Origin of the sequence: Cellvibrio sp. pealriver (assembly GCF_001183545.1) — a bacterium.
GTDB lineage: Bacteria > Pseudomonadota > Gammaproteobacteria > Pseudomonadales > Cellvibrionaceae > Cellvibrio.
Genome location: NZ_KQ236688.1, coordinates 465,337 through 489,922, shown reverse-complemented (window position 1 = coordinate 489,922; position 24,586 = coordinate 465,337). Strand labels below are relative to the sequence as shown.

General features: G+C 48.4%; 18 protein-coding genes and 1 tRNA gene. 2 read left to right on the top strand and 17 right to left on the bottom strand.

Annotated elements, in window-relative coordinates; genetic code table 11:
* Positions 1 to 548 precede the first annotated feature (548 nt).
* The 16 genes from VC28_RS19450 to VC28_RS01940 form a co-directional block, all read right to left on the bottom strand.
* A protein-coding gene (locus tag VC28_RS19450; protein ID WP_156184249.1) for an IS3 family transposase occupies positions 549 to 1,756 on the bottom strand; the annotation gives its coding sequence in 2 pieces (ribosomal slippage) (positions 549 to 1,414 and positions 1,414 to 1,756; 1,209 coding nt in all).
* A 102-nt stretch (positions 1,757 to 1,858) separates the two neighbouring features.
* Positions 1,859 to 1,935 (bottom strand) — tRNA-Pro (locus VC28_RS02010).
* 152 nt (positions 1,936 to 2,087) lie between these two features.
* The gene (locus tag VC28_RS02005; protein ID WP_049629183.1) at positions 2,088 to 2,447 is read right to left on the bottom strand and encodes a MerR family transcriptional regulator; all 360 of its coding nucleotides are present in this window, start codon (positions 2,445 to 2,447) and stop codon (positions 2,088 to 2,090) included.
* Positions 2,428 to 2,736 carry an integration host factor subunit alpha gene (gene ihfA, locus VC28_RS02000; protein WP_049629182.1) on the bottom strand — a complete coding sequence of 103 codons (309 nt, stop codon included), beginning with the start codon at positions 2,734 to 2,736 and terminating at the stop codon, positions 2,428 to 2,430. The genes VC28_RS02005 and ihfA overlap by 20 nt, the downstream gene beginning before the upstream one ends.
* Before the next feature lie 12 nt (positions 2,737 to 2,748).
* The gene (pheT, locus tag VC28_RS01995; protein WP_049629181.1) at positions 2,749 to 5,118 is read right to left on the bottom strand and encodes a phenylalanine--tRNA ligase subunit beta; all 2,370 of its coding nucleotides are present in this window, start codon (positions 5,116 to 5,118) and stop codon (positions 2,749 to 2,751) included.
* Between the two features lie 113 nt (positions 5,119 to 5,231).
* On the bottom strand, positions 5,232 to 6,245 hold the full coding sequence (gene pheS, locus VC28_RS01990) for a phenylalanine--tRNA ligase subunit alpha (protein WP_049629180.1): 1,014 nt from the start codon (positions 6,243 to 6,245) through the stop codon (positions 5,232 to 5,234).
* Positions 6,246 to 6,389: 144 nt separating this feature from the next.
* Positions 6,390 to 6,749, bottom strand: a complete 360-nt coding sequence (gene rplT / locus VC28_RS01985; RefSeq protein ID WP_012488123.1) for a 50S ribosomal protein L20 — start codon at positions 6,747 to 6,749, stop codon at positions 6,390 to 6,392.
* Between the two features lie 35 nt (positions 6,750 to 6,784).
* Entirely contained in the window at positions 6,785 to 6,982 is a 198-nt protein-coding gene (gene rpmI / locus VC28_RS01980) for a 50S ribosomal protein L35 (RefSeq protein WP_049629179.1), read from the bottom strand.
* Positions 6,983 to 7,043: 61 nt separating this feature from the next.
* A complete protein-coding gene (infC, locus tag VC28_RS01975) occupies positions 7,044 to 7,592 on the bottom strand; it encodes a translation initiation factor IF-3 (protein WP_082191364.1) in 549 nt (182 codons plus the stop codon).
* A 73-nt stretch (positions 7,593 to 7,665) separates the two neighbouring features.
* On the bottom strand, positions 7,666 to 9,609 hold the full coding sequence (gene thrS, locus VC28_RS01970; protein WP_049629177.1) for a threonine--tRNA ligase: 1,944 nt from the start codon (positions 9,607 to 9,609) through the stop codon (positions 7,666 to 7,668).
* 168 nt (positions 9,610 to 9,777) lie between these two features.
* A complete protein-coding gene (locus tag VC28_RS01965) occupies positions 9,778 to 12,219 on the bottom strand; it encodes a PepSY domain-containing protein (RefSeq protein ID WP_082191363.1) in 2,442 nt (813 codons plus the stop codon).
* 85 nt (positions 12,220 to 12,304) lie between these two features.
* Positions 12,305 to 13,720 (bottom strand): efflux transporter outer membrane subunit, encoded by a 1,416-nt coding sequence (locus VC28_RS01960; protein WP_049629175.1) that lies wholly within the window; start codon positions 13,718 to 13,720, stop codon positions 12,305 to 12,307.
* Between the two features lie 2 nt (positions 13,721 to 13,722).
* Complete coding sequence (locus VC28_RS01955; protein WP_049629174.1) at positions 13,723 to 15,666, bottom strand: MacB family efflux pump subunit; 1,944 nt, start codon at positions 15,664 to 15,666, stop codon at positions 13,723 to 13,725.
* Positions 15,666 to 16,982 carry an efflux RND transporter periplasmic adaptor subunit gene (locus VC28_RS01950; RefSeq protein WP_049629173.1) on the bottom strand — a complete coding sequence of 439 codons (1,317 nt, stop codon included), beginning with the start codon at positions 16,980 to 16,982 and terminating at the stop codon, positions 15,666 to 15,668. Before VC28_RS01950 ends, VC28_RS01955 begins: the two co-directional genes overlap by 1 nt.
* Positions 16,983 to 17,157: 175 nt before the next feature.
* A complete protein-coding gene (locus VC28_RS01945; RefSeq protein ID WP_049629172.1) occupies positions 17,158 to 17,838 on the bottom strand; it encodes a Fe2+-dependent dioxygenase in 681 nt (226 codons plus the stop codon).
* Positions 17,839 to 17,960: 122 nt separating this feature from the next.
* Complete coding sequence (locus VC28_RS01940; protein ID WP_049629171.1) at positions 17,961 to 20,330, bottom strand: catecholate siderophore receptor Fiu; 2,370 nt, start codon at positions 20,328 to 20,330, stop codon at positions 17,961 to 17,963.
* Between the two features lie 208 nt (positions 20,331 to 20,538).
* Between VC28_RS01940 and VC28_RS01935 the strand changes: the two genes are divergently transcribed.
* Complete coding sequence (locus VC28_RS01935; protein ID WP_049629170.1) at positions 20,539 to 21,060, top strand: hypothetical protein; 522 nt, start codon at positions 20,539 to 20,541, stop codon at positions 21,058 to 21,060.
* 13 nt (positions 21,061 to 21,073) lie between these two features.
* Positions 21,074 to 22,474 (top strand): SEL1-like repeat protein, encoded by a 1,401-nt coding sequence (locus VC28_RS01930; RefSeq protein WP_049629169.1) that lies wholly within the window; start codon positions 21,074 to 21,076, stop codon positions 22,472 to 22,474.
* 88 nt (positions 22,475 to 22,562) lie between these two features.
* On the opposite strand, the gene VC28_RS01925 is transcribed toward VC28_RS01930, so the two are convergent.
* Positions 22,563 to 24,431, bottom strand: coding sequence for a glycosyl hydrolase family 18 protein (locus VC28_RS01925; protein ID WP_053094142.1), 1,869 nt, complete (start codon positions 24,429 to 24,431; stop codon positions 22,563 to 22,565).
* Between the last annotated feature and the right edge of the window lie 155 nt (positions 24,432 to 24,586).

Below are 24,586 nucleotides of genomic sequence, written 5' to 3'. Positions count from 1 at the left end.
GTCTTCGAGCCAGCTCGGCAGTCACCTGACAAGTGTAGGCGTTACGAATATCCAGCTCTGTAAACACTCCTTGTTTACCGCTATCAACCGCGCGCACTCTTCAATGAGGTTGCTACGGCGGCATCTGTATTCGATGACAGTGACGCAATAGTTACCCGTCCATAAATAACCGTCGCTTCACTTTGACGGCAAACACAAAATGCGCCGGATCAGTTTCAACAGAAAAGTGAGCCGTTTTTTAACACTTTGATTTACTGGTGGTTTTTTGTTTAATTGAAAACACACCAGCCAATAAATGCTCAAAAAGTGACATCAAAAAGAAACGGATTTGAAAAGAGAAAGAGCCATAGAGGGAAAGAAAATGAAAACAGGACAAGCTAATAACCCAAAGAAGAAGCGGGTCTAGTGACGCGGAAAAGTATGTGGCAAGAATGCTTCAAATACTTATTGGCAAAAGCCAAACTTAATCGGGAATGAACGACTATTTGCAGACGAAATACTGATTTCAGGATCGGACATGTCCAGTCCTGAAATAAGTTGACACTGATTTATCCAAACGCCCGATGCACCTCATCAGGCGTTTTGTATTCTAGGGATAGATGCGGACGACGTTCGTTGTAGATCCGAATCGACTCGGCCACCATCACTTTTGCTTCTGCAAGATCCCTGGGTTTCCTTATCAAAAACTCACTTTTCAAAATACCATTCACACGCTCTGCCAGCGCATTTTGATAGCAGTCGTAACCATCCGTCATCGAACAATGAACACCGTATTGATAATGCAATTTCTGGTATTGCGCTGAACAATACTGAATACCCCGATCTGAATGGTGGATGAGCTCATCACCACTGCGTCGCTGCTGTAGTGCTTGTTTATACGCACCGATTACTGACTCAGCCTTCAGATTGTCATGGACGCAATGCCCCACAATCTTGCGCGAATAGGCATCGGTCACCAAACTCAAATAGGCCTCGCCCTGATGCACGGGTAAATAGGTAATGTCAGCCACCCAAACATGTTCTGGTCGTTGCGGAATCACTTGATGTTCACCAGGCTTCAGAAGATTGGGATGTTTGCGAAAGCGATGATGGCTGTGCGTTGTTTTGTGATAAGCCCGCTTGGTGGGAACCAGCAGGCGATGTTCGCGCAGCAAAGCAAACAGTCGATCTCGCCCCACAACCAATGCGGATTGTTGTAACAAGCGCTGTAGTTTGCGCGTTCCGATGCAGGGTTGTAATGCACGTTCACGCTGCACCGCATCAAGGAGTATCTGCGTGTGCACTTCTCGTTGTCGCACCCGCTTACATTGTTGATACCAGGCTTGCCGACTGATGCCGAGTAGCTGGCAACCACGGACAACGGATAAACCCGCTAACGTTTTCGTTTGGATGATGTTCCGTGCGGCTTTTTTACCACGCTGACTCCATAGTCGCGCTTGAGTACATCAACCACCGCTTCGAAAAAATCCGCTTTTTGTTGGGTTAGAGCGAGCTGCTGTTCCAGTTCTTTGATGCGCTGTTCTGGCGTTTGAGGGCGAGGATTATCGGACATGAGGAGGCCTTTTGCTGGTAAACCTAATGACCAATCCAGTTGACCATGCTTGCGCAGCCAACACAAGACTGTAGATCTGCCTTGTATACCGTAGCGAGACTGGGCTTGTTTATAAGTCATCTCTCCTTTTTCGATTTGATCGACAAGAGCCAATTTAAAGGCGAGAGAGTAATCACGCTGGGTGCGTTTAATAACGGGATTCATAACACTTTCCTCAGTAGAGAGTAGAAAAGTGTCAACTTTATTCAGGACGAGTCAACACAAACAAAAAAGCCCGCACGAATGCGGGCTTTTTTGTTTTCGTTTTGGTCGGAACGGCGGGATTTGAACCCACGACCCCTACACCCCCAGTATAGTGCGCTACCTGACTGCGCTACGCTCCGATATTTGCTTTATCGACACAGGAACGACCCGCATCGCGAAGGCTCGGCATAATACCTTAATTTATTTCTAATGCAATCAAAGAATTAAGATCTGATGAGCCTGCGAAGCAGCGGTTAATGCAGACAAATCTGAATTAACCGTGCCAGATGACTTACTTGATTTTTAATAGATCAAGTAGATGTTCCAAGTCATCAATCATTTTAACTACCAACTGATTAAGCTGACCGGAATCTGATGTGTTTGCCTCACTAGACATTTGCAAGCGAGCACCACCAATAGTAAACCCCTGATCGTACAGCAAGCTACGGATCTGACGAATAGTCAGAACATCCTGGCGTTGATAATAACGACGATTTCCACGGCGCTTCACGGGATTAAGCTGTGGAAACTCCTGCTCCCAATAACGCAACACGTGCGGTTTGACAGCGCAAAGCTCACTCACTTCACCAATAGTGAAATAACGTTTTCCGGGTATTACGGGAAGTTCGTCGTTATGACTCGGTTCCAACATAAGTTTCTACTCGTGCCTTAAGTTTTTGTCCTGGACGGAAAGTCACTACACGACGGGCGCTGATAGGAATTTCCTCACCTGTCTTGGGGTTCCGGCCTGGTCGCTGGCTTTTGTCGCGCAACTCAAAGTTACCGAAGCCAGACAATTTGACTTGTTCGTTGTTTTCCAAAGCATGACGGATCTCTTCAAAGAAGAGCTCCACCAACTCTTTGGCTTCACGTTTATTGAGGCCTAGATCTTCATAAAGTTTCTCGGCCAAGTCTGCTTTGGTCAGAGCACCGTCCGACATAATTATTATTCCCTATCTGAGGGTGGCTGAAAAATTAGCCCCCAGATACTGAACAATCAAGTCTATGGAGGCGTTGATCTCATCTTCATTAAGAGTGCGTGAAGGATGCTGAAAGGTCAACCCCATAGCAACACTTTTTCTATGTGGATCAATACCTTTGCCCATATAAACGTCAAAGATCTTTAAGTTTTTCAGGTGTTCTCCTGCTTGCTCTTTAACCGCCGCCAAAAGCTTGTCGGAAGCCAGATTACGGTCAACTAACAACGCCAGATCACGGCGAACTTCAGGGAATTTGGAAAGCGGATTAAACGCAGGAATCTTTGCCTCAAGCAGCGCAGCCAACCGCACTTCAAATACATACACCGCCTGGGGGATATCCAACTGCTGTTGCAAGCTAGGGTGCAAGGCTCCTATTACGCCCTGCCACTCACCGTTGCGATAAATACCCGCTGTTTGACCTGGATGCAGGGCATGATTGGTATCTGCCGAAAAACTGAACGCAGCTTCATCACCCGACAGAGACAACAAGGACTCCAAATCGCCTTTGAGATCGAAGAAATCCACAATATCAGCAACATTAGCCCAGGATTCAGGCGCGCGACTGCCGTAAATTAGACCAGCGAGCATAGGCTCCTGCTTCAATCCATCTGCTTGTGGCACAAAACGCAGGCCGGATTCAAACAAACGGACACGGTTCTGTTGGCGATTGAGGTTATGGCGCAACACACTGACCAACCCAGGAATAAGGCTAGTGCGCATAGCGGCCATATCTGCACTGATTGGATTGCGTAAGATGACAGGCTCAATCTTTGGGTCAAATAACGCTGAGAGCTTTGGCTCGATAAAGCTGTAAGTAATCGCCTCTTGATAGCCGCGTGCAATCAGGTGTTTGCGTAATGCAGGCAATCCCATTTTTGCTTCTGGATGAGGTTCAATATCCAAAGGTGCAGCAAGGCTGCGCGTAGGCAAACGGTTATAACCGTAAACACGCGCAAGCTCTTCCAACAAATCTGCCTCTATAGAAATATCAAAACGATAACTTGGAACAGCAAAAGTCCAGCCAGCGACAGATTGGGATACAAGCTTTAATCCAAGGCGCGACAGGATATCAACGACCTCTTCGTCCGCCATCTCCAAACTTAAACCACTTACGATACGCGCTTTGCGCAACGTCACTTCGCGTTCTTGCGGCAAATGCTCATTGCTGACATGAACGAGAGGGCCCGCTTCACCACCCACAATATCCAACAATAATTGCGTTGCACGTTCAATGGCTTCGACTTGCAGGTTGTAGTCAACACCGCGTTCAAAACGGTGTGAAGAATCCGTGTGCAAGCCATAAGAGCGTGCACGCCCAGCGATTGCCAGCGGGTTAAAAAAGGCACTTTCGAGGAAAATATCGCGTGTACTTGCAGAAACTGCACTTGCTTTACCGCCCATAACACCGGCGATGGCAAGCGCTTCTTTCTCATCTGCGATAACCATGGTATCGGCGTTAAGCTTAACTTCCTGTTCATCGAGCAACACCAAAGATTCGCCCTGACGCGCCAGTCGCACATGAATCGCGCCATTTAAAGTGGACAAATCGAATGCGTGCATTGGCTGACCCAATTCGATCAATACATAATTGGTCACATCAACAACAGCATCGATACTGCGTAAACCCGAACGGACCAATTTATTCTGCAACCATGCAGGACTTGGACGAGTAATATCGATGTTGCGAATCACACGGCCAACGTAACGGCTACATGCGGAACCTGCATCTAAATAAACCGGAAAAACATCACCAATTGATGCGGGCACAGCGGGGATTGAAGGAGAAGTCACAACCGCACGATTCAAAACTCCGACTTCTCGTGCAATCCCTTTCACGCTCAAACAGTCGCTGCGATTAGGCGTTAAATCGACTTCGATGAGTTTGTCAGCCAGATTGAGATACTCGCGCAAATTTGCACCGACAGGCGCATCTACAGGTAATTCCCATACACCGGAATCATCATCACCGGCTTTTAATTCGGTTTGTCCACACAACATGCCAAATGATTCAACACCACGTAGTTTGGCCTTTTTGATATCGAATTCGGGCAGCTTGGCACCAATGGTTGCAAATGGAACTTTTATACCAACGCGTGCATTCGGTGCACCACAAACCACTTGCGAGAGACCTTCAAGGCCAGCTACTTGGCATACACGCAACTTGTCAGCATCGGGATGCTGCTCACAGCCAATAATCTCACCCACAATCACGCCGGTGAAATCACCGGCGACAGATTCAACTGCATCAACTTCCAAACCCGCCATAGTCAGTTGGGCAACCAATTCATCGGTGCCAACGTCCGGATTAACCCATTCACGCAACCAGGATTCACTGATTTTCATATTCTTGTCTCTGTAGCCCGTATGGAGTGCAACGCAATACGGGACTGGATCTGCTTAAACTTTTATTCCCGCATTTCGCTTAGCTACATGTCGGGCTACGATCAAATTAAACTTTAGAATTGCTTTAAGAAGCGCAAATCGTTTTCAAAAAACAGGCGCAAATCGTTAACACCGTAGCGCAGCATCGCAAGGCGCTCTACGCCCATGCCAAACGCAAATCCGGTATAGGTTTCCGGATCAACTCCACTGGATTTAAATACCTCCGGATGCACCATGCCGCAGCCACCTACTTCAAGCCAGCCAGTGTTTTTACACATACGGCAACCTTTGCCGCGGCATTGGGTACACTGAATATCCATTTCCGCTGAAGGCTCTGTAAAAGGAAAATAGGATGGACGGAAACGCACCGGAACATCCGCTTCAAAGAACGCTTTGAGGAATTGATCCATAGTGCCTTTCAAATCGGCAAAGCTGATATTTTTATCAACTACCAGACCTTCGACCTGGTGAAACATTGGCGAATGGGTTACATCAGAATCGCAGCGATACACGCGGCCCGGGCAAATCACACGAATCGGTGGCTGCTTGTTTTCCATGGTACGCACTTGCACCGGCGATGTGTGCGTACGCAGAACATGAGTATCGTCCACATAAAAGGTATCGTGCATAGCACGTGCGGGATGATGAGACGGAATATTGAGTGCCTCAAAGTTGTGGTAGTCGTCCTCAATCTCCGGACCTACTTCAACGCTATAGCCAACAGCAGCAAAAATTTCCTCAATGCGCTGTAAAGTGCGCGTCACGGGATGTAAACCGCCCGTATGCTGACCGCGACCAGGCAAAGTCACATCAATCACGTCATTTGCGAGTTTCGCATCAATCGCCGCTTGCTCCAGCAGCTGCTTGCGCAAATTCAGTGCCTCTTGCACTGCATCTTTCGCTTTATTGATTTCTGCACCCGCCGCTGGTCTTTCTTCTGGTGATAATTTACCAAGCGTTTTCATCAGCGCAGTAATGCTGCCATTTTTACCGAGATAATCCACACGCACAGAATCCAGCGCGGCAAGATCCTGGGCATCGTTAACCAATTTGAGCGCTTCTTGCGTAAGCGCAGCGAGATTTTCCATCTGCTTTTCCAATTAAATTTGGTATGAATAAAAATATCGATATGCGAACACAAAGTTGTGGGCATAAAAAAAGGGGAAGAACAAAGCTCTTCCCCTTTCATCGCGGTCACAAAAAACCCTTTCGGGTTTCCGGTTGCTGGACGATTAAGCAGCCAGAGCTGATTTAGCCTTCGCAACAACAGCAGCAAAAGCTGCTTTATCGTATACAGCCAGATCAGCCAATACACGACGGTCGAGAACGATGCTCGCCTTTTTCAAGCCGGCAATCAATTGGCTGTAGGTCAAACCTTCAGCACGAGATTGAGCGTTGATACGGGTGATCCACAGAGCGCGGAAATTACGCTTTTTAACGCGACGATCGCGATAAGCATATTGACCGGCCTTGATAACCGCTTGTTTAGCAACACGGAACACACGTGAACGTGCACCGTAGTAACCTTTAGCAGCTTTTAAAACTTTCTTGTGACGACGACGCGCCTCTACACCACGCTTAACACGGGCCATAATTCAATCCTCTACAAAATTCTCAAAAAGCGCTATTAGTTAGCACGGAACAAACGTTTTACGCGTGGTACATCGGCAGCATCAACAAGGCTGGTGCCGCGCAATTGGCGCTTACGTTTGGTGGTCATTTTGGTCAGGATGTGGCTTTTGTTAGCGTGCTTGAACTTGAAGCCCGCGCCAGTCTTTTTGAAGCGCTTTGACGCGCCACTGTGTACTTTAGCTTTGGTTGCCATGTGATAGAACTCCACACATTTAGGTAAATAATATAAATAATCAAGGCAGCTAAAAGCCCGACTATTTTCTCTTTTTGGGAGCGAGCACCATGGTGAGCTGCTTACCTTCCATTTTGGCAGCCTGCTCTACGGTACCTATCTCGGTAAGGTCGGTCTCGATGCGTTGCATCATTTCCATTCCTAACTCTTGATGGGCAAGCTCGCGGCCACGAAACTTTAACGTTATCTTGGCCTTGTCCCCATGCTCCAGGAAGCGGATTACGGCTTTCAACTTCACCTGATAATCTGCTTCCTCCGTCCCTGGGCGAAATTTCATTTCTTTGATTTGCTGCTGCTTTTGCTTTTTCTTAGCAGCCGCTTTGGTTTTCTTGATCTCAAACAGATGCTTGCCGTAATCCATAATCTTACAGACTATTGGATCGCTATCAGCAACGATCTCCACCAAATCCAGCGTGGCAGCCTGAGCTTGGGCAAGCGCTTCACTCAGGGGAACAATACCAACTTGCTCACCTTCTGCATTAATTAAACGAACCTGTTTGGCTTCGATCTGATCGTTGATCCGCGCTTTTTTAGAGTTGCCTTTGGCTGCGGGAGCGTTATCTCGTTTGATAGTTGTATCTCCAAATAATTAATAGGAACGAATCTTTCTGACTTTCTCTACATCTGAGTACAAATACTCACTTTTAAGCAGAAATATTTCTGCCTCGACGCGCTATATCGGCGGTCAAGTGCTCGATGAAAGCTTCCAGACTCATTACACCCAAGTCTTGTCCGTCCCGTGTGCGAACCGCAAGTGATTGATTTTCAACCTCTTTATCGCCAACGACGAGCAGGTAGGGTACCCGCTGAATTGTGTGCTCGCGGATTTTAAAGCCGATCTTCTCGTTTCTCAAGTCCGGAATTACGCGGATACCCTTATCACGCAAGGTTTTTTCAACCAATTTGACGTAATCAGCCTGACTATCTGTGATATTCATGATCGCCACTTGCGCAGGTGCAAGCCATACAGGAAAGGAACCTTCGTAATGTTCGATCAGGATTCCGAGGAACCTTTCGAAGGAGCCGAGGATAGCACGATGCAGCATAACCGGGCGCTTACGTACGTTATCTTCAGCAACATATTCCGCATCCAGGCGCTCGGGCAGTACATAGTCCAACTGAATGGTGCCACATTGCCATGAACGACCAAGTGCATCTTTAATTTGATATTCGATCTTGGGACCATAGAAAGCACCCTCGCCTGGTAACTCTTCCCACTCCAAGCCAGCGGCGCGCAACGCAGTGCGCAAACCTTCTTCCGCCTTATTCCAGGTTTCCAGGCTACCGGCATATTTTTCCGGGCGCAGCGAGAGTTTTACGGCGATATCGGTAAAACCAAAATCATCATAAATCGATTTGAGCATCTGGTTAAAAGAAGCAACCTCAGCAACGACTTGCTCCTCAGTACAGAAGATATGCGCATCGTCCTGCACAAAACCGCGCACACGCATAATGCCGTGCAACGCACCGGACGCCTCATTGCGATGGCACGAACCAAATTCTGCCAAGCGCAACGGCAAGTCTTTGTGTGAACGTAAACCGTGATTAAAAATCTGGATATGGCCTGGGCAGTTCATCGGCTTAACCGCAAAATCGCGTTTTTCTGACTCAGTGGTAAACATGTTGTCGCGATAGTTTTCCCAGTGACCGGACTTCTCCCACAGAGTGCGATCCATAATTAATGGGGTTTTTACCTCTTGATAACCCCACTCGTTTTGTTTGGTACGCATGTACTGTTCGATCTGTTGCCACAGAGTCCAGCCTTTCGGATGCCAGAACACCATGCCCGGTGCTTCATCTTGCAGATGGAATAAATCAAACTTCTTCGCCAGTTTGCGATGGTCGCGCTTGGCAGCTTCTTCGAGCAAATTTAAATAGGCTTTTAGCTGCTTGGCATCGGCAAACGCAGTGCCGTAGATGCGCTGCAACATTTTGTTGTTGGAGTCGCCGCGCCAGTAAGCGCCGGAGGTGCGCATCAATTTAAAATTCAGGCAAAAACGCATGTTGGGCACGTGCGGGCCGCGGCACATATCCACATATTCTTCGTGGTGATAAAGACCCGGCGTTGCGTCTTTCGGCACATCGCGATCGAGGATTTCCAGCTTGTACGTCTCGCCACGCGCTGTGAAAACATCATAGGCTTCTTGCCAGCTGACTTTCTTTTTCACGACATCGTATTCAGTTTTTGCCAATTCCAGCATGCGCGCTTCCAAACGGGCGATATCCTCGTCGGTCAGCTTATGCTCAAGGTCGATGTCGTAATAAAAGCCGTTATCGATGGTTGGGCCGATAGCCATTTTCACATCGGGGAACAGCTGTTTAATTGCATGACCGAGCAAGTGCGCGCAAGAGTGGCGGATGATTTCCAAACCATCTTCGTCTTTCGGGGTAAAAATTACCAGGTTCGCATCTTCAGTGATCAAGTCATGCGCATCGACACGTTGACCTGTGGTATCACCACTTAAATAGACGCGACCACCTAAAGTCGCCTTGGCCAAACCAGCGCCAATAGATGTGGCAACTTCATAGACAGTAACAGGATTTTCGAAAGGACGTTTGGATCCGTCGGGAAGCGTAATTACAGGCATGATAAACCTCAGTCAGTGGTGACCCCTACCAAAGGTCACGTGATAAAAAAGCGGGAGTCGCAAATAAAAAAGCCCGCACTTACGAGTGTGCGGGGCTTGTAACGGCTGGCGAGTATAGGGGACTTGGGGAAGCCGAGGCAACCTTGAGCGTGAGATCGCCCGAACCAATTAATAAATATCGCGACAGTAACGCCGGCTATCGATCAATTGTTGCAATCCGGTTTCACCTAATATGTCGAGCAATACTTGCTGCACACCTGCACCCATCGCCATGCTCCCGCAGACATAAATGACAGCACCGCGATCCAACCATTCGCTCAATTGTTGTTGCTTGGTGCGCAGCACATCCTGGACATAACCTTCACCATCACGCGAATAAACCTCGTCAAATTCGGTGAGGAAACCTGACACCTTCCAGACATCCAACTCATTCGCAAAAAGGCGGTCGTTGTTGCGTTGACGCTCACCAAAGATAAGCCAATTGTGTTGCTGGTCTTTTAAGTAGCGCTCATGCAGATGTGCACGCAATCCAGCGATGCCCGTACCCGCACCGATGCAAATCATGGGGGTATCGCTCAAAGGGCTATCGGATTGTGGTGCATGGAACGATGGATTCACACGAATGCGCGCCAGAATCTCACCACCCTCTTCTGCCTGCGCTGTTAACCAGCCGGAACCCAAACCCAATTCACCCTTCTCGTTAAACGCCTGACGCACAACCAAATCAACAACACCATCCGTTGGAAGCGATGCAATGGAGTACTCACGGTGCGGCAATTCAAAATTGTTGTGAGGTTTGATTTCCAAAATATCACCCGCTTGCCAGTGAGTATTGCCCGGCTTGGATGGCTGTAAACTCACGCGATAAACGCCTGCACCCACACTGCCTGCATTTAATAGTTCGCGCGATTGCAATCGCCAGCGTTCATATTCAGGCGCTGCCCAAGCCGTAACATTTTTCACACCGCTCAAATCAGCAATCTGTTGTTGCCATTGGTAGATGCTCTGTTCATTACCGTTATCAACATCAATACGCGCAAAAATCGGGCTTGCACCATTTGATAACAACCAGGATTCGATTTGTACAGCGAATGCGCAATAATCCCTGTAGCGTTTGTCGCCCAGCCCTAAAATCGCGAACTGCAATTGCGATAACGCCAATGATGATCGTGACGATGATTTCAGAAATTTTCGCGCAAAGGCTCGCGCAGCATCCGGTGCTTCACCTTCGCCAAAAGTGGAAACCAGAAACAGTATTTTCTTTGCCGACTCAAGCGTGGCTTTATCCAGCGCAGCAATATTTTTTACACTGGCTTTGATGCCGCCCGATTGCAAAATTGTGGCCGTATTCCATGCAAGCTGTTCGGCAGTGCCCGTTTGGCTTGCATACACAATCCAGTAGTCGGCATCTGTATGCACAACACCAACACCTGCAGCAGCGTTTTTACTGTTTCGCTTTTTTTTGCGACGATCTAAATACAGCAAGAATCCGGTGATGGTGAACAACGGCATCAACAACGACGCAATCATATTAATGATTAATCCTGTGGTACCAAACCACTCGCCCGTATGCAATTCATAGATACCCTGCATGATGCGCTTGCCGAGCGGTTCAAGAGGTGTATAGGGTTGATCGCTCACCAATTCGCCTGTTATCGCATTGAAACTCATTACACTGCGCTGCCGGTCATTAGTTGCATCGGGCGTGACATAGTTAATGGTGACTGGCTCTTTTTCCGAACGGGGGAAGCTGATACTCGCAAATTTAAAATTACTGCCAGCCTTAATTGCAAAGTTTTTCCACACAGCATCAACAGCAATGTGGGTTGAATGCGCCTGATGCAAATCACCCATGCCACCGCGCCCTTCTCGCCCGCCCATACCACCACCAGGCCCACCAAAGCCACGGCGCTCTTGCACGGGCTCACCGGTTAATAAAACCGATGCACCATTTTTAAACCAACTGTACGACCATGTCAGGCCAGTCAATGCCAACAATAAATAAATGGCTAATACCCAAGTGCCAATGACTGAGTGCAATGCCCAATAAAAATTGCGCCCTTTTAAACTAAAATCAATGCGAAACCAATTGCGCCAATTCAACGCGCGGCGCGGCCAGCGTAAATACAATCCAGACAACGCAAAAAAAACCAGTGCGAGCGCGCTGAAGCCGGTAATTTGGCGGCCAATATTAATTCCATCGGGTTCAGATGGAATTAATAACCAGCGATGCAGCGAGCGCACAGTGCGAAAAAATTGTTCGCCGCGGATTTTTCCGAGCAACTCACCAGTGTAAGGATTGATGTATACCGCATCGCCACGGCGCTCGCCAGGTGGCGGCGCAACACGAACCAATGCGCTGCGCTCTGCTTCTGGCCATAGTGTGATTTGTTCGACGCGGGCATTTGCGCGCTGCGCGCGAAAACGTTCGGCAATGGCATCGGGTGTCAGCCGTTCGCCTACCACCTGCACTGAAACAATATCCGGGCTAATAGCATCCATTATTGGCCGCTCAAAACTCATCAACGCGCCTGTCAAACCAACAACTGCTAATACTACACCGGCAGTAATACCTAAAAACCAGTGAATCTGGAATAACACGTTTCGCACTTTATATCCCCAAGCCTGTTAAAAAATAGGTGAATGTTGAATAGATTTTTACATCCAACACGGCCGTCATATTGTTATAGAAAATTTATTGATTACTTTGCTGCGCCAATTGCCAGCCGCCACCCAAGGATTTATATAAATCCACTGCAGCATTCAAACGCGAGAGGCGCTGTTGCACCAACGCATCCTGCGCTTGAAAAAAACTGCGTTGGGCATCCAGCAGCGATAGCAAATCTTCACTGCCTGCACGATAGCGCGCTTCCGTCAGACGCAAACTGCGCTCGGCATTAGCAACGATATTTTGTTGGCTTACTTCCTGGCGCTGGCTTACATCGGCCGCAACCAATGCGTTATCCACTTCTTGCAGCGCAATTAATATCGATTTGTGATACTGCAATAACAATTCACTGCGGCGCGCCTCGCTCAATTTTTTCTGATTGATTAAACGCCCACCATTAAACAGCGATTGCGCAAGTGATAGCGTCCAGCCGGAGGTCTGGGTAACCGGGTTCATACTCAATAATTCGCTCGCTGATTTTCCTGCGTTGGCACCCAGACTAATACCCGGCAATAGCGCTGTGCGCGCAGCCTGAATGTTCGCGCTGGCTGCACGTAAATCAGCCTCACTCGCTGCCAGATCCGGCCTGCGCGTGATCACATCAGCCGGTGTGCCCGCCGCGATTTGCGGAACCTGTATCGCGAGTAATTGTTCAACCGCGAGCGAAAATTCCTGTGGCGTTTTGCCCACTAAAATTGCCAATGCTGATTGTGTTTGGCGCGCTTGCAATTGCAAAGGAAGAAGGGAAGCTTGTTGATTTAATAAATTGGTTTTTTGCTGCGCAACATCGGCTGCTGTTGCAACACCGTTTTGATAACGGGCATCGACAATATTCTGCACACGTTCGGCAATCGCAATATTTTTATTCGCTGTCGCAATACGCTCTTGCAGCGCCAACCATTGGAACCAACCACTAGCAATAGCCGCTTTGATGCTTAAGCGCGCAGCATCCTGATCAAATCGGATAGCGTCATATCCTGCTTTTGCCGCCACTCGCCCAGCCGCAATACCGCCCCACAAATCCACCTCATAATTGATACTCGCACCCACGCGTGTTGATTCACTGCGCGTAGTATTGGCACCATCCGGTTTTGAACGGGACTCTCCGATGGATGCGCTGGCGCTTAGTGAAGGAAACAAACTCGCATTTGCGATCTGCATTTGTAACTCAGCCTGTTTGACGCGTTCGGCCGACATTAATATATCAGGGCTTTGCACCTGGGCAGCGAGTATCAATTCATTTAATGCGGGCGACTGAAATGCTTGCCACCAATTTACATCAACACTTTTTACATCGACATTTTTATCACTACCAGACTGCGATGCCCCAACCGAATAATGTTCTGCATAATGGATATCCGGTTGTTGTACGGGCGCGGATGTGCAGGCGGTAATAACGAAAATTAATCCTATTACTGACACACATTTTTGTATTTTCATCATCGTTACTCCGTCGCCAAAGCGGTAACGGGATCAAGCTGAGCCGCTTTGCGCGCAGGTAAATAACCAAACAACAAACCCGTCATAAATGCACAGCTAAATGCCATCACTACCGGGCCAAATGAATAGGCGATGGGCGTACCAATATTCGCAATTAACATCGCGGTACCAAGACCTATAACCACACCGATAACTCCACCAAGCGCTGACACTACCAATGCCTCAATTAAAAATTGTTGCATGATGTTTCGCGTGCGTGCGCCCGTCGCCATACGCACACCAATTTCACGTGTCCGTTCGGTCACACTCACTAGCATAATATTCATTACCCCTATACCGCCCACCAATAATGAAATCGCGGCGATAGAACCCAGCAAGAACGTCATAGTGTTTTGTGTTTCAGACACCATATCGATTAACGATGACATGCTTCTGATTTGAAAATCTTCAGTGCCGTGACGCTCCATCAACAAGGCGTGCACGCGGGTTTGCACCTCTTCCATATTTTTTTCATCGTCAACAGAGATAGTGATATTGCGCAAAAAGCGCTGACCAATCACACGCAAACTACCGGTATTAAAAGGCACAAACACTTTATCGTCCTGATCCTGCCCACCCGGATCGGCACCGCGCTCACTCATCACGCCAATTACTTGAAAAAGCACATTGTTGATGATGATAAATTCGCCCACTGGATTTTTATCGGAAAATAATTTGGTCGCAACGGTTTTTCCCAACACCACAACAGTGGCGTAATGCGTGTTGTCTTCATCGGTAAAAAACGTGCCTTGCGCGACATCCCATTTACGAGCCATAGGAAATTGTGCGGCGGTGGCATTAATTTCAGTCGTGTGATCCGCATTGCCGTAGCGCAGTGTAAAGCTGCCGTTGAGTTCAGGCAGTGCAGCGGCAACATGCGGCAAGCTTGCAATCGCATCGACATCTTCAGGTACTAGCGTGACAGAATCCCAACGCCAACGCTGATTGGGGCCACCTGGCCGCACCAACAATAAATTACTGCCCATCGCACTGATGCTATCGACAACAGATTTTTTTGCACCATCACCAATAGCCATCAACGCAATCACCGATGCAACACCAATCACAATGCCGAGCAAGGTTAAAATAGTGCGGAACACATTGCTGCGCAGCGAGCGAAATGCCGTTTTGGTCGCCTCAAAAATTTCTGTTTTAAACGGGGACTCACCCTGTAATACGTGTTTTTCCGGTGAACGTTTTTCCGCAACAATGGCACCGGGGTCAGCGATGATATTGCCATCGCGAATTTCAATTAAGCGATGAGCATGCTGCGCGACTTCTGCATCGTGGGTAATCAGAATAATGGTATGCCCTTGCTCTGATAACTGCTTGAGCAAGCGCATCACTTCTTTGCCGCTGTGACTATCCAGCGCACCGGTTGGCTCATCGGCCAAAATAATCTGGCCGCCGTTCATCAGCGCCCGCGCAATAGAAACACGCTGCTGTTGCCCGCCCGATAATTGATTAGGGCGATGATGCAATCGCTCCTGCAAACCTAACGAACCCAACAATTCAATAGAGCGCTCGCGGCGCGCCTCTGATGTCATGCCTGAATAGGTTGCGGGCATTTCCACGTTTTCGCAGGCAGTCGCACCCGCCAACAAGTTATAACTTTGAAACACAAAACCAAATGCTTCACGGCGCAATTGCGCAAGGCCATCGGCATCCAAATGCGCTACATTTTTTCCATTAAAAAAATAATCGCCCGTTGTGGCACGATCAAGACAACCGAGAATATTCATTAACGTGGATTTGCCCGATCCTGACTGCCCCATGATCGCTACAAATTCACCGGGGTAAATTTCAAGATCAATTCCGTGCAACACTTGTGTGGTAATTTCACCATTACGAAAGGTTTTGGTAACGCCCGCCAGTTTGATCAACGGCTGAATAGAATTGACAGCGCTCATTAACGTCTACCCATGCCCATACCGGGGCCGCCCATGCCAATTCCTGCTACCGGTTTTTGCTGGCCCGAGCGCGAACTTCCGCTCACTACTTTTTCACCTTCAGTCAAGCCTTCTACAATTTGCGCTTGTACGCGATTGGTAACACCTATCAATACTTTTCGCTCTTCAATATCGCCATCACCATTCATGACTCTAACGATTGCCGGTCGCGCACTGGGTGAAGATTTATCATCTCCTTGGCTCATTTCACTTCGGCGTTTTTTCCATGCAGCTCTTTGCTCTTCTGTCGGTGCTGTCCTGTTGGCTGAATCGTTTTGTGGGCGCATTTCAGTTGGACGCGCAAAACTGACCGCCGACATAGGCACTAGCAACACATCTTTTGCTTGGGATTCAATAAAAAAGACTTGTGTGCTCATTTGTGTCATGAGCAAGCGATGTTCGTTGGGCACATCAAACAAGGCGTTATACAACACCACATTATTAAGAATTTCCGGTGTGGGTTGGATACGATTCAATTTGCTGTACCAGCGACGACCTTGACTGCCTAGTGTGGTGAAATACACTTCCATTCCCGTGCGCAATTTTCCAATATCCGCTTCAGATACTTGCGTTTGCACCGTCATGGTAGACAAATCGGCAATGCGCATAATGGTAGGTGCCATCTGGTTGGTATTAAGCGTTTGTCCTTGACGCGATGTAATAGACACCACAGTGCCATCGATAGGCGCATAAATTTTTGCGTAATTTAAATTGGCAGATTCCACACGCAGCGTAGATTCCGTTTGTTCGATCTGTGCTTGCAAGGCTTTAAGCTGCGCCTGCGCCGATTTCAAACTGGCTTCAGCAGTTTGCACAGACTCCCGCGTGGTCGCCTCCTCTTTAAACAGATTTTTTTCACGTTCGTATTGGATATTCGCCAGCGTAAGCTGTGCTTCGCGATCCAACAATTGCGCCTGCTGGGTGCGCAGGGATGCGCGCGTTGCATCCACACGTGCGGCATACACGGTTGCATCAATTTCAGCGAGCAGATCACCTGCTTTGACTTCACTGCCAACATCTACGTGTAATTTTTTTAACTGCCCCGACACCTGTGCACCCACATCGACATAATCTTGCGGCTGCAAGGTGCCTGTCGCCGTCACCAAATTTTCAATATCGCCGCGAGTGACAGCTTCTGTGGTGTAGATTACGCGATTATCATCCTCGCGAATCACAAACAACCAGACGAGTGCGACAATGCCCAACAATATAAAAACACCCATTAAAAGACGCTGTGGTCTTGCTAATGAAAAGAAACGGATTTTTCTTGATTGCATAATATTTTCTCGCCCACGATTTTATGGGCGCAAGTATATCCCAGCGTATTTTTTGGATGAGTTAAGCGATTATGAATGCATAATGTTTTCACAATTCACCAATCTGCTCTTTTTAAAACACACACCGCCAACACAGTTATTCACCAAATTTTTTTCTGGCATTTTATTTTTAGGGTTATACCTGCGCCCATTGCCGCAATAAATTGTGGTAGTGGCCAGTAAGCCCAACCAGCTCTTCGGTATCACCCACTTTTTGGCGCAGCGATTGGATATTGCAATCCAATTCATACAACAGGTTTCGCTGCCAATCGTCACGCACCATGCTTTGCGTCCAGAAAAAACTGCACACGCGTTCGCCACGCGTCACGGGTTGAACCTGATGCAAACTGGTAGAGGGATATAAAATCAAATCACCTGCGGGCAATTTCACTTCGTGGCTGCCGTAGGTGTCTTGCACGATTAATTCGCCACCGTCGTATTCTTCCGGTTCCGATAAAAATAAGGTGGATGACACATCGGTGCGCAAACTCAAATTGCTACCGGGAATCAAACGGATCGCACCATCAACATGAAATCCGTAATGCTCGCCCCCGGCGTAGGCATTGAACAGCGGCGGAACAATTCGCAAAGGCAAGGCGGCCGACATAAATACCGGATTGTTGTAGAGCGCTTTTAAAATAATTTCACCCAACTCACGGGCAACAATACCATCCACAGGCAGCTGGCGATTTTGTTTCACCTGCGCTCCCTGCACACCTACCGTTGCTTTACCATCAACCCAATCGGTTTGATGCAAACGTGCGCGAAATTCTGCAACCTGCTGTTTGGTTAATATTTCGGGTATGTGAATTAACATATTGCCTCACAAGGGCTGACACGGTTTTGCCCTGATTTTTAATTGTTGATTGACACAACGCACAAGGGCGCGATAAATCGCGCCCTGTTTTTTCTATGCTTTTTTTACTAAGGTTTAACTGCTTAGAAAGAGAAATTAATTCCCAATCGCGCTGACAAAGGCTGGCCTGGGTAATAACGTGAACCACCGTTATTCAAACTGCCCACATAATCTTCATCCGTAATATTGAGCACGTTTAACTGCACAGTCAGATTGTTGTTGATTGGGTAGGAGGCCATTGCGTCAAATACCCAATAGTCACCAAACTCCAACATCGAGCGTGTGCTTTGCGCAAGCGGATTAACAGTGCTGGAACTGACCATGGTATCGACGTAACGCGCACCGCCACCAATTTGCAAACCGCTCTCAAAGGTGTAGGTATTCCACAGCGTAAATGTCATCTCGGGTGACCATTGGATTGCACCACCTTCGTTGTTGCCTGATGCTTCATTGGTTGTAGTAGTTGGATCATCAACCGTGCGGTTACCGCGGGTAATTTCATTATCCATAAATGCCAAACCTGCACTGATTTGCCACTTGTCGGTTAATGAACCCACTGCGCCCAATTCCAAACCTTCCACTTGTTTTTCACCCATCGCGACAGAAGAGCCATCTGGATTCGTTGCAATTTCGTTTTCATTAGTGCTGCGGAATAACGCTGCGGTCAGGAATAATGTATTGTCCAATACATTCCACTTGGTACCCACTTCGGCATTGGTGCCTTTTTGCGGATCAAGATTCGGATTGTTGATGTTGTTCGCGGCGTTGGTGGTGTTGAGTGCGAAGTTTGCGCCGCCCGGTGGTAATTCCGACGTTGCATAACTGACGTAAACCGATCCATTTGCCGTTGGCTTGTACACGCCACCCAATTTCCAGCCGAACAATTCATCGGTGAGCTGCGCATCGCTCGCAACCAAAGTTCCCACAGGAATGGTTTGCACAGCAGGCGCTGTAACAGCAGCTTGGCGAGTAATAACATCGGTCTTGGTATGGAAGCGGTCTGCACGCACGCCCGCACTCAATTCCCATTGGTCGTTCAGCGTAATTGTGTCCTGTGCATAGAATGCATAAGTGGTGGTTTCACCATCGGTTTTTGCACCAGTGCGACGCACCGGTTGGAAGACATCGCGAGTGCTCGGGTTATACAGATTGGCGTTAACCTGACTCACAGTTGTCGATGAGGTTGACGATGTGAACGGCATGCTCATGGTGTAATTCAATTGGCTTTCGTAAATAAATTCGATGCCTGATACCAGATCATGCTTCACACCACCCGCATCAAACGAGGCCGTGAGATTGGTTTGGTTAGTGAGGATTTGGTTGGTTTGGTCTTTACCTTGACGCGAGCGCGAAATCGTCCAGCTTTCGGAATTTGCAGGCGTCGCAAAGGTGATGGCGTTAACGCCCGTCAACACCTGGTCTTGATTGGTACGGCCGTAACGCGAAGTGTTGCGCAGGGTGATGCCTTCTGCCAAATCCTGCTCGATACGCACGGTCACCATGTTGGCTTTTACATCGTTGAAATCGCTGGTGGAACCGTAGAAGTTTTCGCTATCCACGCGCTCCGGTGTTTGGCCTTTCAGCGCACCCGTTGCAAAAATCGCGTTGTAGTAACCATCCAGACCGATCGTGGGAATACCACCATCAGGAATGCCGGATTGCTCCATCGACAAAATATTGATGTAGGTGCGGGTATCGGTACCCAAGCCCAAACCCAACGATGCAGCAAGGCCCTGAAAATTACTTTCTACTTCATCGCGACCATCCACACCGGCATCCTGTTTCATCAGGTTTACGCGCAGTGCGGTGCTTTCACCCAAGGTGCGGTTGACATCGACCGTTGCACGTTTGTAATCCGCGGTGCCACCGGTCACCGTGCCTGAAATAGCATCTTCCTGATTGGCCAATTTGGAACTGAGGTTCACATAACCTGATGCCGCACCGCGGCCGTTATCCACGCCCGCCGGGCCCTTGGCGATTTCCACTTGCTCGGTATTAAAGGTATCGCGGCTGATACTGCCAAGGTCGCGGATACCATCCACATAAATACTGCCTTGGGTATCAAAGCCGCGCATAAAAATGGAGTCACCGGTTGAGGTGTTGCCGTTCTCGCCCATCAGCATGGTGATGCCGGGAGTATTGCGCAGCGCTTCACTCAAAGTAGTGGCCGATTGCTGCTGAAAGAGTTCTTTTTTCACAACCACGATGGTTTGCGGAGTATCCACCAATGGCTGGGTAAATTTGGGCGAGCTGACTTTTTCCGCTTTGTAATCCGATAGTGCGTCAGCTTCGACTTTAACGGTATTCAGTTTTTTGGTGCTCTGGCTTTCATCTGCCGCCATAACGCCGGTTGACGCCAACAGAACCGCAGACGACAACGCGGTGGCTGTCATCGCAAGCGAGCTTGCGCGCTTTTTGGAAACAATGTGTTTGGAAGATTTCAGTATGGTCATAACTAGCCCTTGTAATGATGATGCAGTGGTTCAAAATGCGAAGGGCATACTAAAGAGAATTATTATCATTTGCAATGAGAATAGTTATCATATCCATATGAAATAGTTTTTTATCGCTGTTTTTACGGGCAGATTGATTGGCAAGAAAAGTCGGGGGTATGATGCGCCACCTTTGGATATTCATTCATCACCCAAACAAGGACATACGATGAAAACCAGCTTGCCCACCCTCTTCCTTCTTGGCTGTATTTGCCTGTTACAACTTGGCTGTGCCTCGCCCAAAAGCAGCTCACCCAAAAGCACACACCCACCGGCACAAGTATCTGAGTGGGAGACGCGCCTTTCCGGCTACGCTGGCACACTGAACATCACTTTCAACTTACCGCAGCAGGCCGCTGCAGAACTGTATCTGTCTGACCAACCCATACGGATAAAGTATGGGGCTCCCGTTCGTATCGCACTGGATAACGAAAATTGCACGCTCGGGCATTTGGTATCAGTCAACCACCTGCAGGGATCAGATTTTCTGTTTAAGTATTTTTCACAAGAGGCACGGTGGAATCACAGCAATACATTGACGCTCAACTGGACCACGGATCGTAAAATGACAATTACCCTCAATGAGGAAATCATCCACATTGATACCCCTACAACACTTCGTCACTTAAAGATCGCCAGTTCCTTTGAGGCGATGACTATCGAACATTTTGAATACACACCACAACAATAAACAGGGAGCTGTAATGCGTAATTTTTTTACATCATCACTCGTAGCAACCATCATTACCGGATTACTTTCCCTACCTGCCTTGGCAGATTTTGGGTTGGGCATGAGCTATTACGAAAAAAAGGATTTTGAAAAAGCGTTCAACGCTTTTTTTGAGGCAGCGCAATACGGTGATCACGCCGCACAAAATAATGTAGGGGTTATGTACTATCGCGGTGAGCATGTGCCAAAAAATATTCCGACGGCTTACGCTTGGATGGCACTTGCTGCGCAGGCCACCGTTAATACTGGGGAGTCTGACAGTACCCCCGCTCCTTATCAAAAAGTGTATTCACGCATGAGCGATGCAGATAAAAAACTCGCTGATGCCGCCTATAAAGAATTGCTCTCGCAATACAGCGATGCGGCTATAAACCAAAAACTAACGCCCATTTACACTGGAACGAATATGGGCACTCAGCACCAACGCCCGCTTAAAATGACTCCACCTAAATATCCCTCGTCGATGCTTCGCCAAGGAAAAATTGGTTTTGTCGATGTTATTTATACCATCGATAAATATGGGCTTACCCGCGATCACGTGGTTACCCACTCATCGTCTCCGGAATTTACGCGCGAAACCATGAAAGTGCTGCGCCGGTTTCAGTTTGAGCCTACCAAAGTTAATCAGGTTGCTGTTGATGTGAACGGCTTTAAGCGCCGATTTACTTTTGAAATGAGCACCACGACATACAACACCAAAAAACTGGAAAAAATTGTGACAGAGCGACGAGAGACCGCGGAGAAAGGTACAGGTAGCGATAAACTCGGCTTTGCTTATTTTCTGGAATCAATTCCTTCGTTTGTTAAAGACTATGAACTGAAAGATAACCCGAATGAGTGGTATGAAAAGGCAGCTACTCAAGGTAGCGGCGCAGCAAGTTATTTTCTTGGGCGCAATATTTTGTATGGCAATATGTGTGCGCAAGACAACAACCAAAGTATGGGTTGGTTACTCAGAGCAGCCAGAGAAGGCATTGCAGAGGCGCAATATATGTTGGCGATCGAGTCGTTCAGCGGCGTGCGTTTTGAAAAGAATCAGGACAAAGGTTTTTATTGGTTAGCCACGGCAGCAGCCAGCAGCCAAATTGCACAACTGCGTTATGCATGGATACTCGCTACTCACCCAGATGCATCGCGTAGAAATGCAGAATTAGCCAGCAAACAACTTGCAAATATTGATGAACATTATCTTGATCAACAGTCTTACTTAAAAACCCAAGCCGCCGTCGCGGCCGAAAATGGTGATTTCAAAAAAGCGATCCAATGGCAAAAAAAGGCATTGAAAGATGCATCTGAACTGGAGCTACCACTCACAATATTGGAGCAACAACTCGCCAGCTACACCAACAAAAAACCCTGGCGTGAAGAGATTTAACAGTAACTGAAATTAAAAATCCCCGGCAGTTCATAACTGCCGGGGATTTTTTTATGCGAACAACTCTGCAGTACTCAAGTAAAGCCTATTACTTGGGCAACGCATCCAGATTGGCATTGACCGGGATAGAGAATGGGCGGCCATCAGCGACATCCCAGTTGATCGACCAGGTCATTACACCGCGGAAATCAGGGTAAGCCTGATTAGGTTTGATGGAACCGCAACCTTGCAGTTTGACCAGGCAATTCACTGCGGCATTCAAGTTCGCGATGGTTACAAACCCTGAACCGGCAGAGCGTGAACCGGAAGGCACACCAAGTGCTACCTGATCAGGGCGCAGGCCGACGAATTGAGTGTTGTTAGCAACCGGGAAGCCTTCTACCAGCATTTTCACCGATGCAACCATAAAGTCTACCGTGCCCGCTTGCAGCGGTTGGTTGGAGTATGGGGTCGCCAGACTGCCGTTGTTGTACAACTGCACGTGCAACAGATCCAGGTCATTGCGCAAGCCATCGATAATCGGCAAATAAGCGCCCCAAATGCCCGTCGCAGCGATCATGCCGCCGTGCACGTAAGGATGCTCAGGTGCCATCGATAAGTACATGTTCGGGAATTGCTGCTTCAGTTGTTTAACCGCTGTCACCATATTGTTGATCACCGGCGCGCCCCAGGAAACATTGGCACCGCTTTCCAGATCGATATCAATACCGTCAAAGCCGTACTCATTGATGATCGCGGCGGTGCTGTTAACAAAGTTGGTTACGTTGGTGGCATTGTTAAGGGTGACAGTGCCTTTTTCGCCGCCGAACGACAGCACCACCTTCTTACCTTGCGCGCGTTTGGCCGCGACATCGGCAATGAATTGGGCTTTGTTCAGTACAGGGTCAAGATTGAACGCGACCGTGCCGTTACCGACATCATCGGCAAATGCAATCACGATCACATCCCACACTGCATCCACATCCGCCAGACGGATTACGCCGCTGCCATTATTGAAGTTGTGCCAGTAGCCCACCAACGCATGCTTTGGCAAACCGTTGTTCACAGGCGCAACAGAGGACGAGGAACCACTTGAAACGGATGAGCGGCTTGAGCTGGTTGATGCCACTGATGAGCTGCCACCGCTACAAACTGCCATAGGTGTCCACGCCATTTGCCAATGCGCACCGGTACCGGGCGCGTAAGCCCAGGTAGCCGTTGAGCTACACCAACCCGGAACATCACAGCGATACGCATTACCCGCATTGGTGACGATTGAGTTCTGACTATAGGTGCTGCCAGCAACATAGGCAGGGTGAATACATGGATCCAGCCCAAGTGAACTGGTTGAACGTGAAGACACACTCCGCACACTGGAGCTTGTGCTGGATACAGAACTGTAAGAACTCACGCTGGAGCTGCAGCGCGGATTCCCCGGCGCAGGGTCGCCAACCCGCACAGTTTGGGATGCTGTGCTCGTTGCCCCGTTTGAATCCTTAACGGTCAAGGTCACCGTAGTGTAGCGAGCCTCGCAAAGATCATAAAACTGACCGAAGCTGATTGTTTTGACGGGATTAGTGGAAAAGTTGGTGCCATCAAAAGAATAGGTCAGTGCATCGCCATCAAGGTCATAAGAGCCAGAGCCATTGAAGGTATAAGTGTAGTTAACGGGATATGAGCTAAAACCACTGGAAGACGACTGGCTAACCGTTAATACCGCAACCGGCGGGCGGTTTCCTGCCGGATCGCAATCGCCCAGATAACTCCATTCCTGCCATTGGCCGGAATAATTCGCAGGGTTGTGGCCTTGTGACCACCAGTTAGCTTTATACAGTTTTTGCGCTTCTTGAGCCTGCATGCCGCTGGTGTAAACAGAACTGCTGTTCCACTGGGGAACATTCTCGCAACTGACTGCATGGGCATTGAATGAAACAACACCCAGGAACATAGTTACAGCAATTAATCCTATGCCTTTCATAGATAATGTCCTGATTAATTATGATTCAAAGAAAAGGGCACCCCGACCAAGATCGGAGCAGCTTGTGTTCTCTTGTCAATAAATAAACAGGCTGTAAGCGTGGTATGAAAACGTGCCTCACTCTGGCCATTAACACGGCGGGGCACTTTTATTGT

Bases quoted from the DNA above. Each gene is read 5' to 3' on its own strand.
- rpmI (WP_049629179.1), bottom strand. From the start codon at position 6,982: ATGGCAACCAAAGCTAAAGTACACAGTGGCGCGTCAAAGCGCTTCAAA.
- pheT (WP_049629181.1), bottom strand. From the start codon at position 5,118: ATGAAAATCAGTGAATCCTGGTTGCGTGAATGGGTTAATCCGGACGTT.
- VC28_RS02005 (WP_049629183.1), bottom strand. From the start codon at position 2,447: ATGTTGGAACCGAGTCATAACGACGAACTTCCCGTAATACCCGGAAAA.
- VC28_RS01950 (WP_049629173.1), bottom strand. From the start codon at position 16,982: ATGCAATCAAGAAAAATCCGTTTCTTTTCATTAGCAAGACCACAGCGT.
- VC28_RS01945 (WP_049629172.1), bottom strand. From the start codon at position 17,838: ATGTTAATTCACATACCCGAAATATTAACCAAACAGCAGGTTGCAGAA.
- VC28_RS01925 (WP_053094142.1), bottom strand. From the start codon at position 24,431: ATGAAAGGCATAGGATTAATTGCTGTAACTATGTTCCTGGGTGTTGTT.
- VC28_RS01935 (WP_049629170.1), top strand. From the start codon at position 20,539: ATGAAAACCAGCTTGCCCACCCTCTTCCTTCTTGGCTGTATTTGCCTG.
- rplT (WP_012488123.1), bottom strand. From the start codon at position 6,749: ATGGCCCGTGTTAAGCGTGGTGTAGAGGCGCGTCGTCGTCACAAGAAA.
- VC28_RS01955 (WP_049629174.1), bottom strand. From the start codon at position 15,666: ATGAGCGCTGTCAATTCTATTCAGCCGTTGATCAAACTGGCGGGCGTT.
- VC28_RS01940 (WP_049629171.1), bottom strand. From the start codon at position 20,330: ATGACCATACTGAAATCTTCCAAACACATTGTTTCCAAAAAGCGCGCA.
- thrS (WP_049629177.1), bottom strand. From the start codon at position 9,609: ATGCCTGTAATTACGCTTCCCGACGGATCCAAACGTCCTTTCGAAAAT.
- pheS (WP_049629180.1), bottom strand. From the start codon at position 6,245: ATGGAAAATCTCGCTGCGCTTACGCAAGAAGCGCTCAAATTGGTTAAC.
- VC28_RS01960 (WP_049629175.1), bottom strand. From the start codon at position 13,720: ATGATGAAAATACAAAAATGTGTGTCAGTAATAGGATTAATTTTCGTT.
- VC28_RS01930 (WP_049629169.1), top strand. From the start codon at position 21,074: ATGCGTAATTTTTTTACATCATCACTCGTAGCAACCATCATTACCGGA.
- ihfA (WP_049629182.1), bottom strand. From the start codon at position 2,736: ATGTCGGACGGTGCTCTGACCAAAGCAGACTTGGCCGAGAAACTTTAT.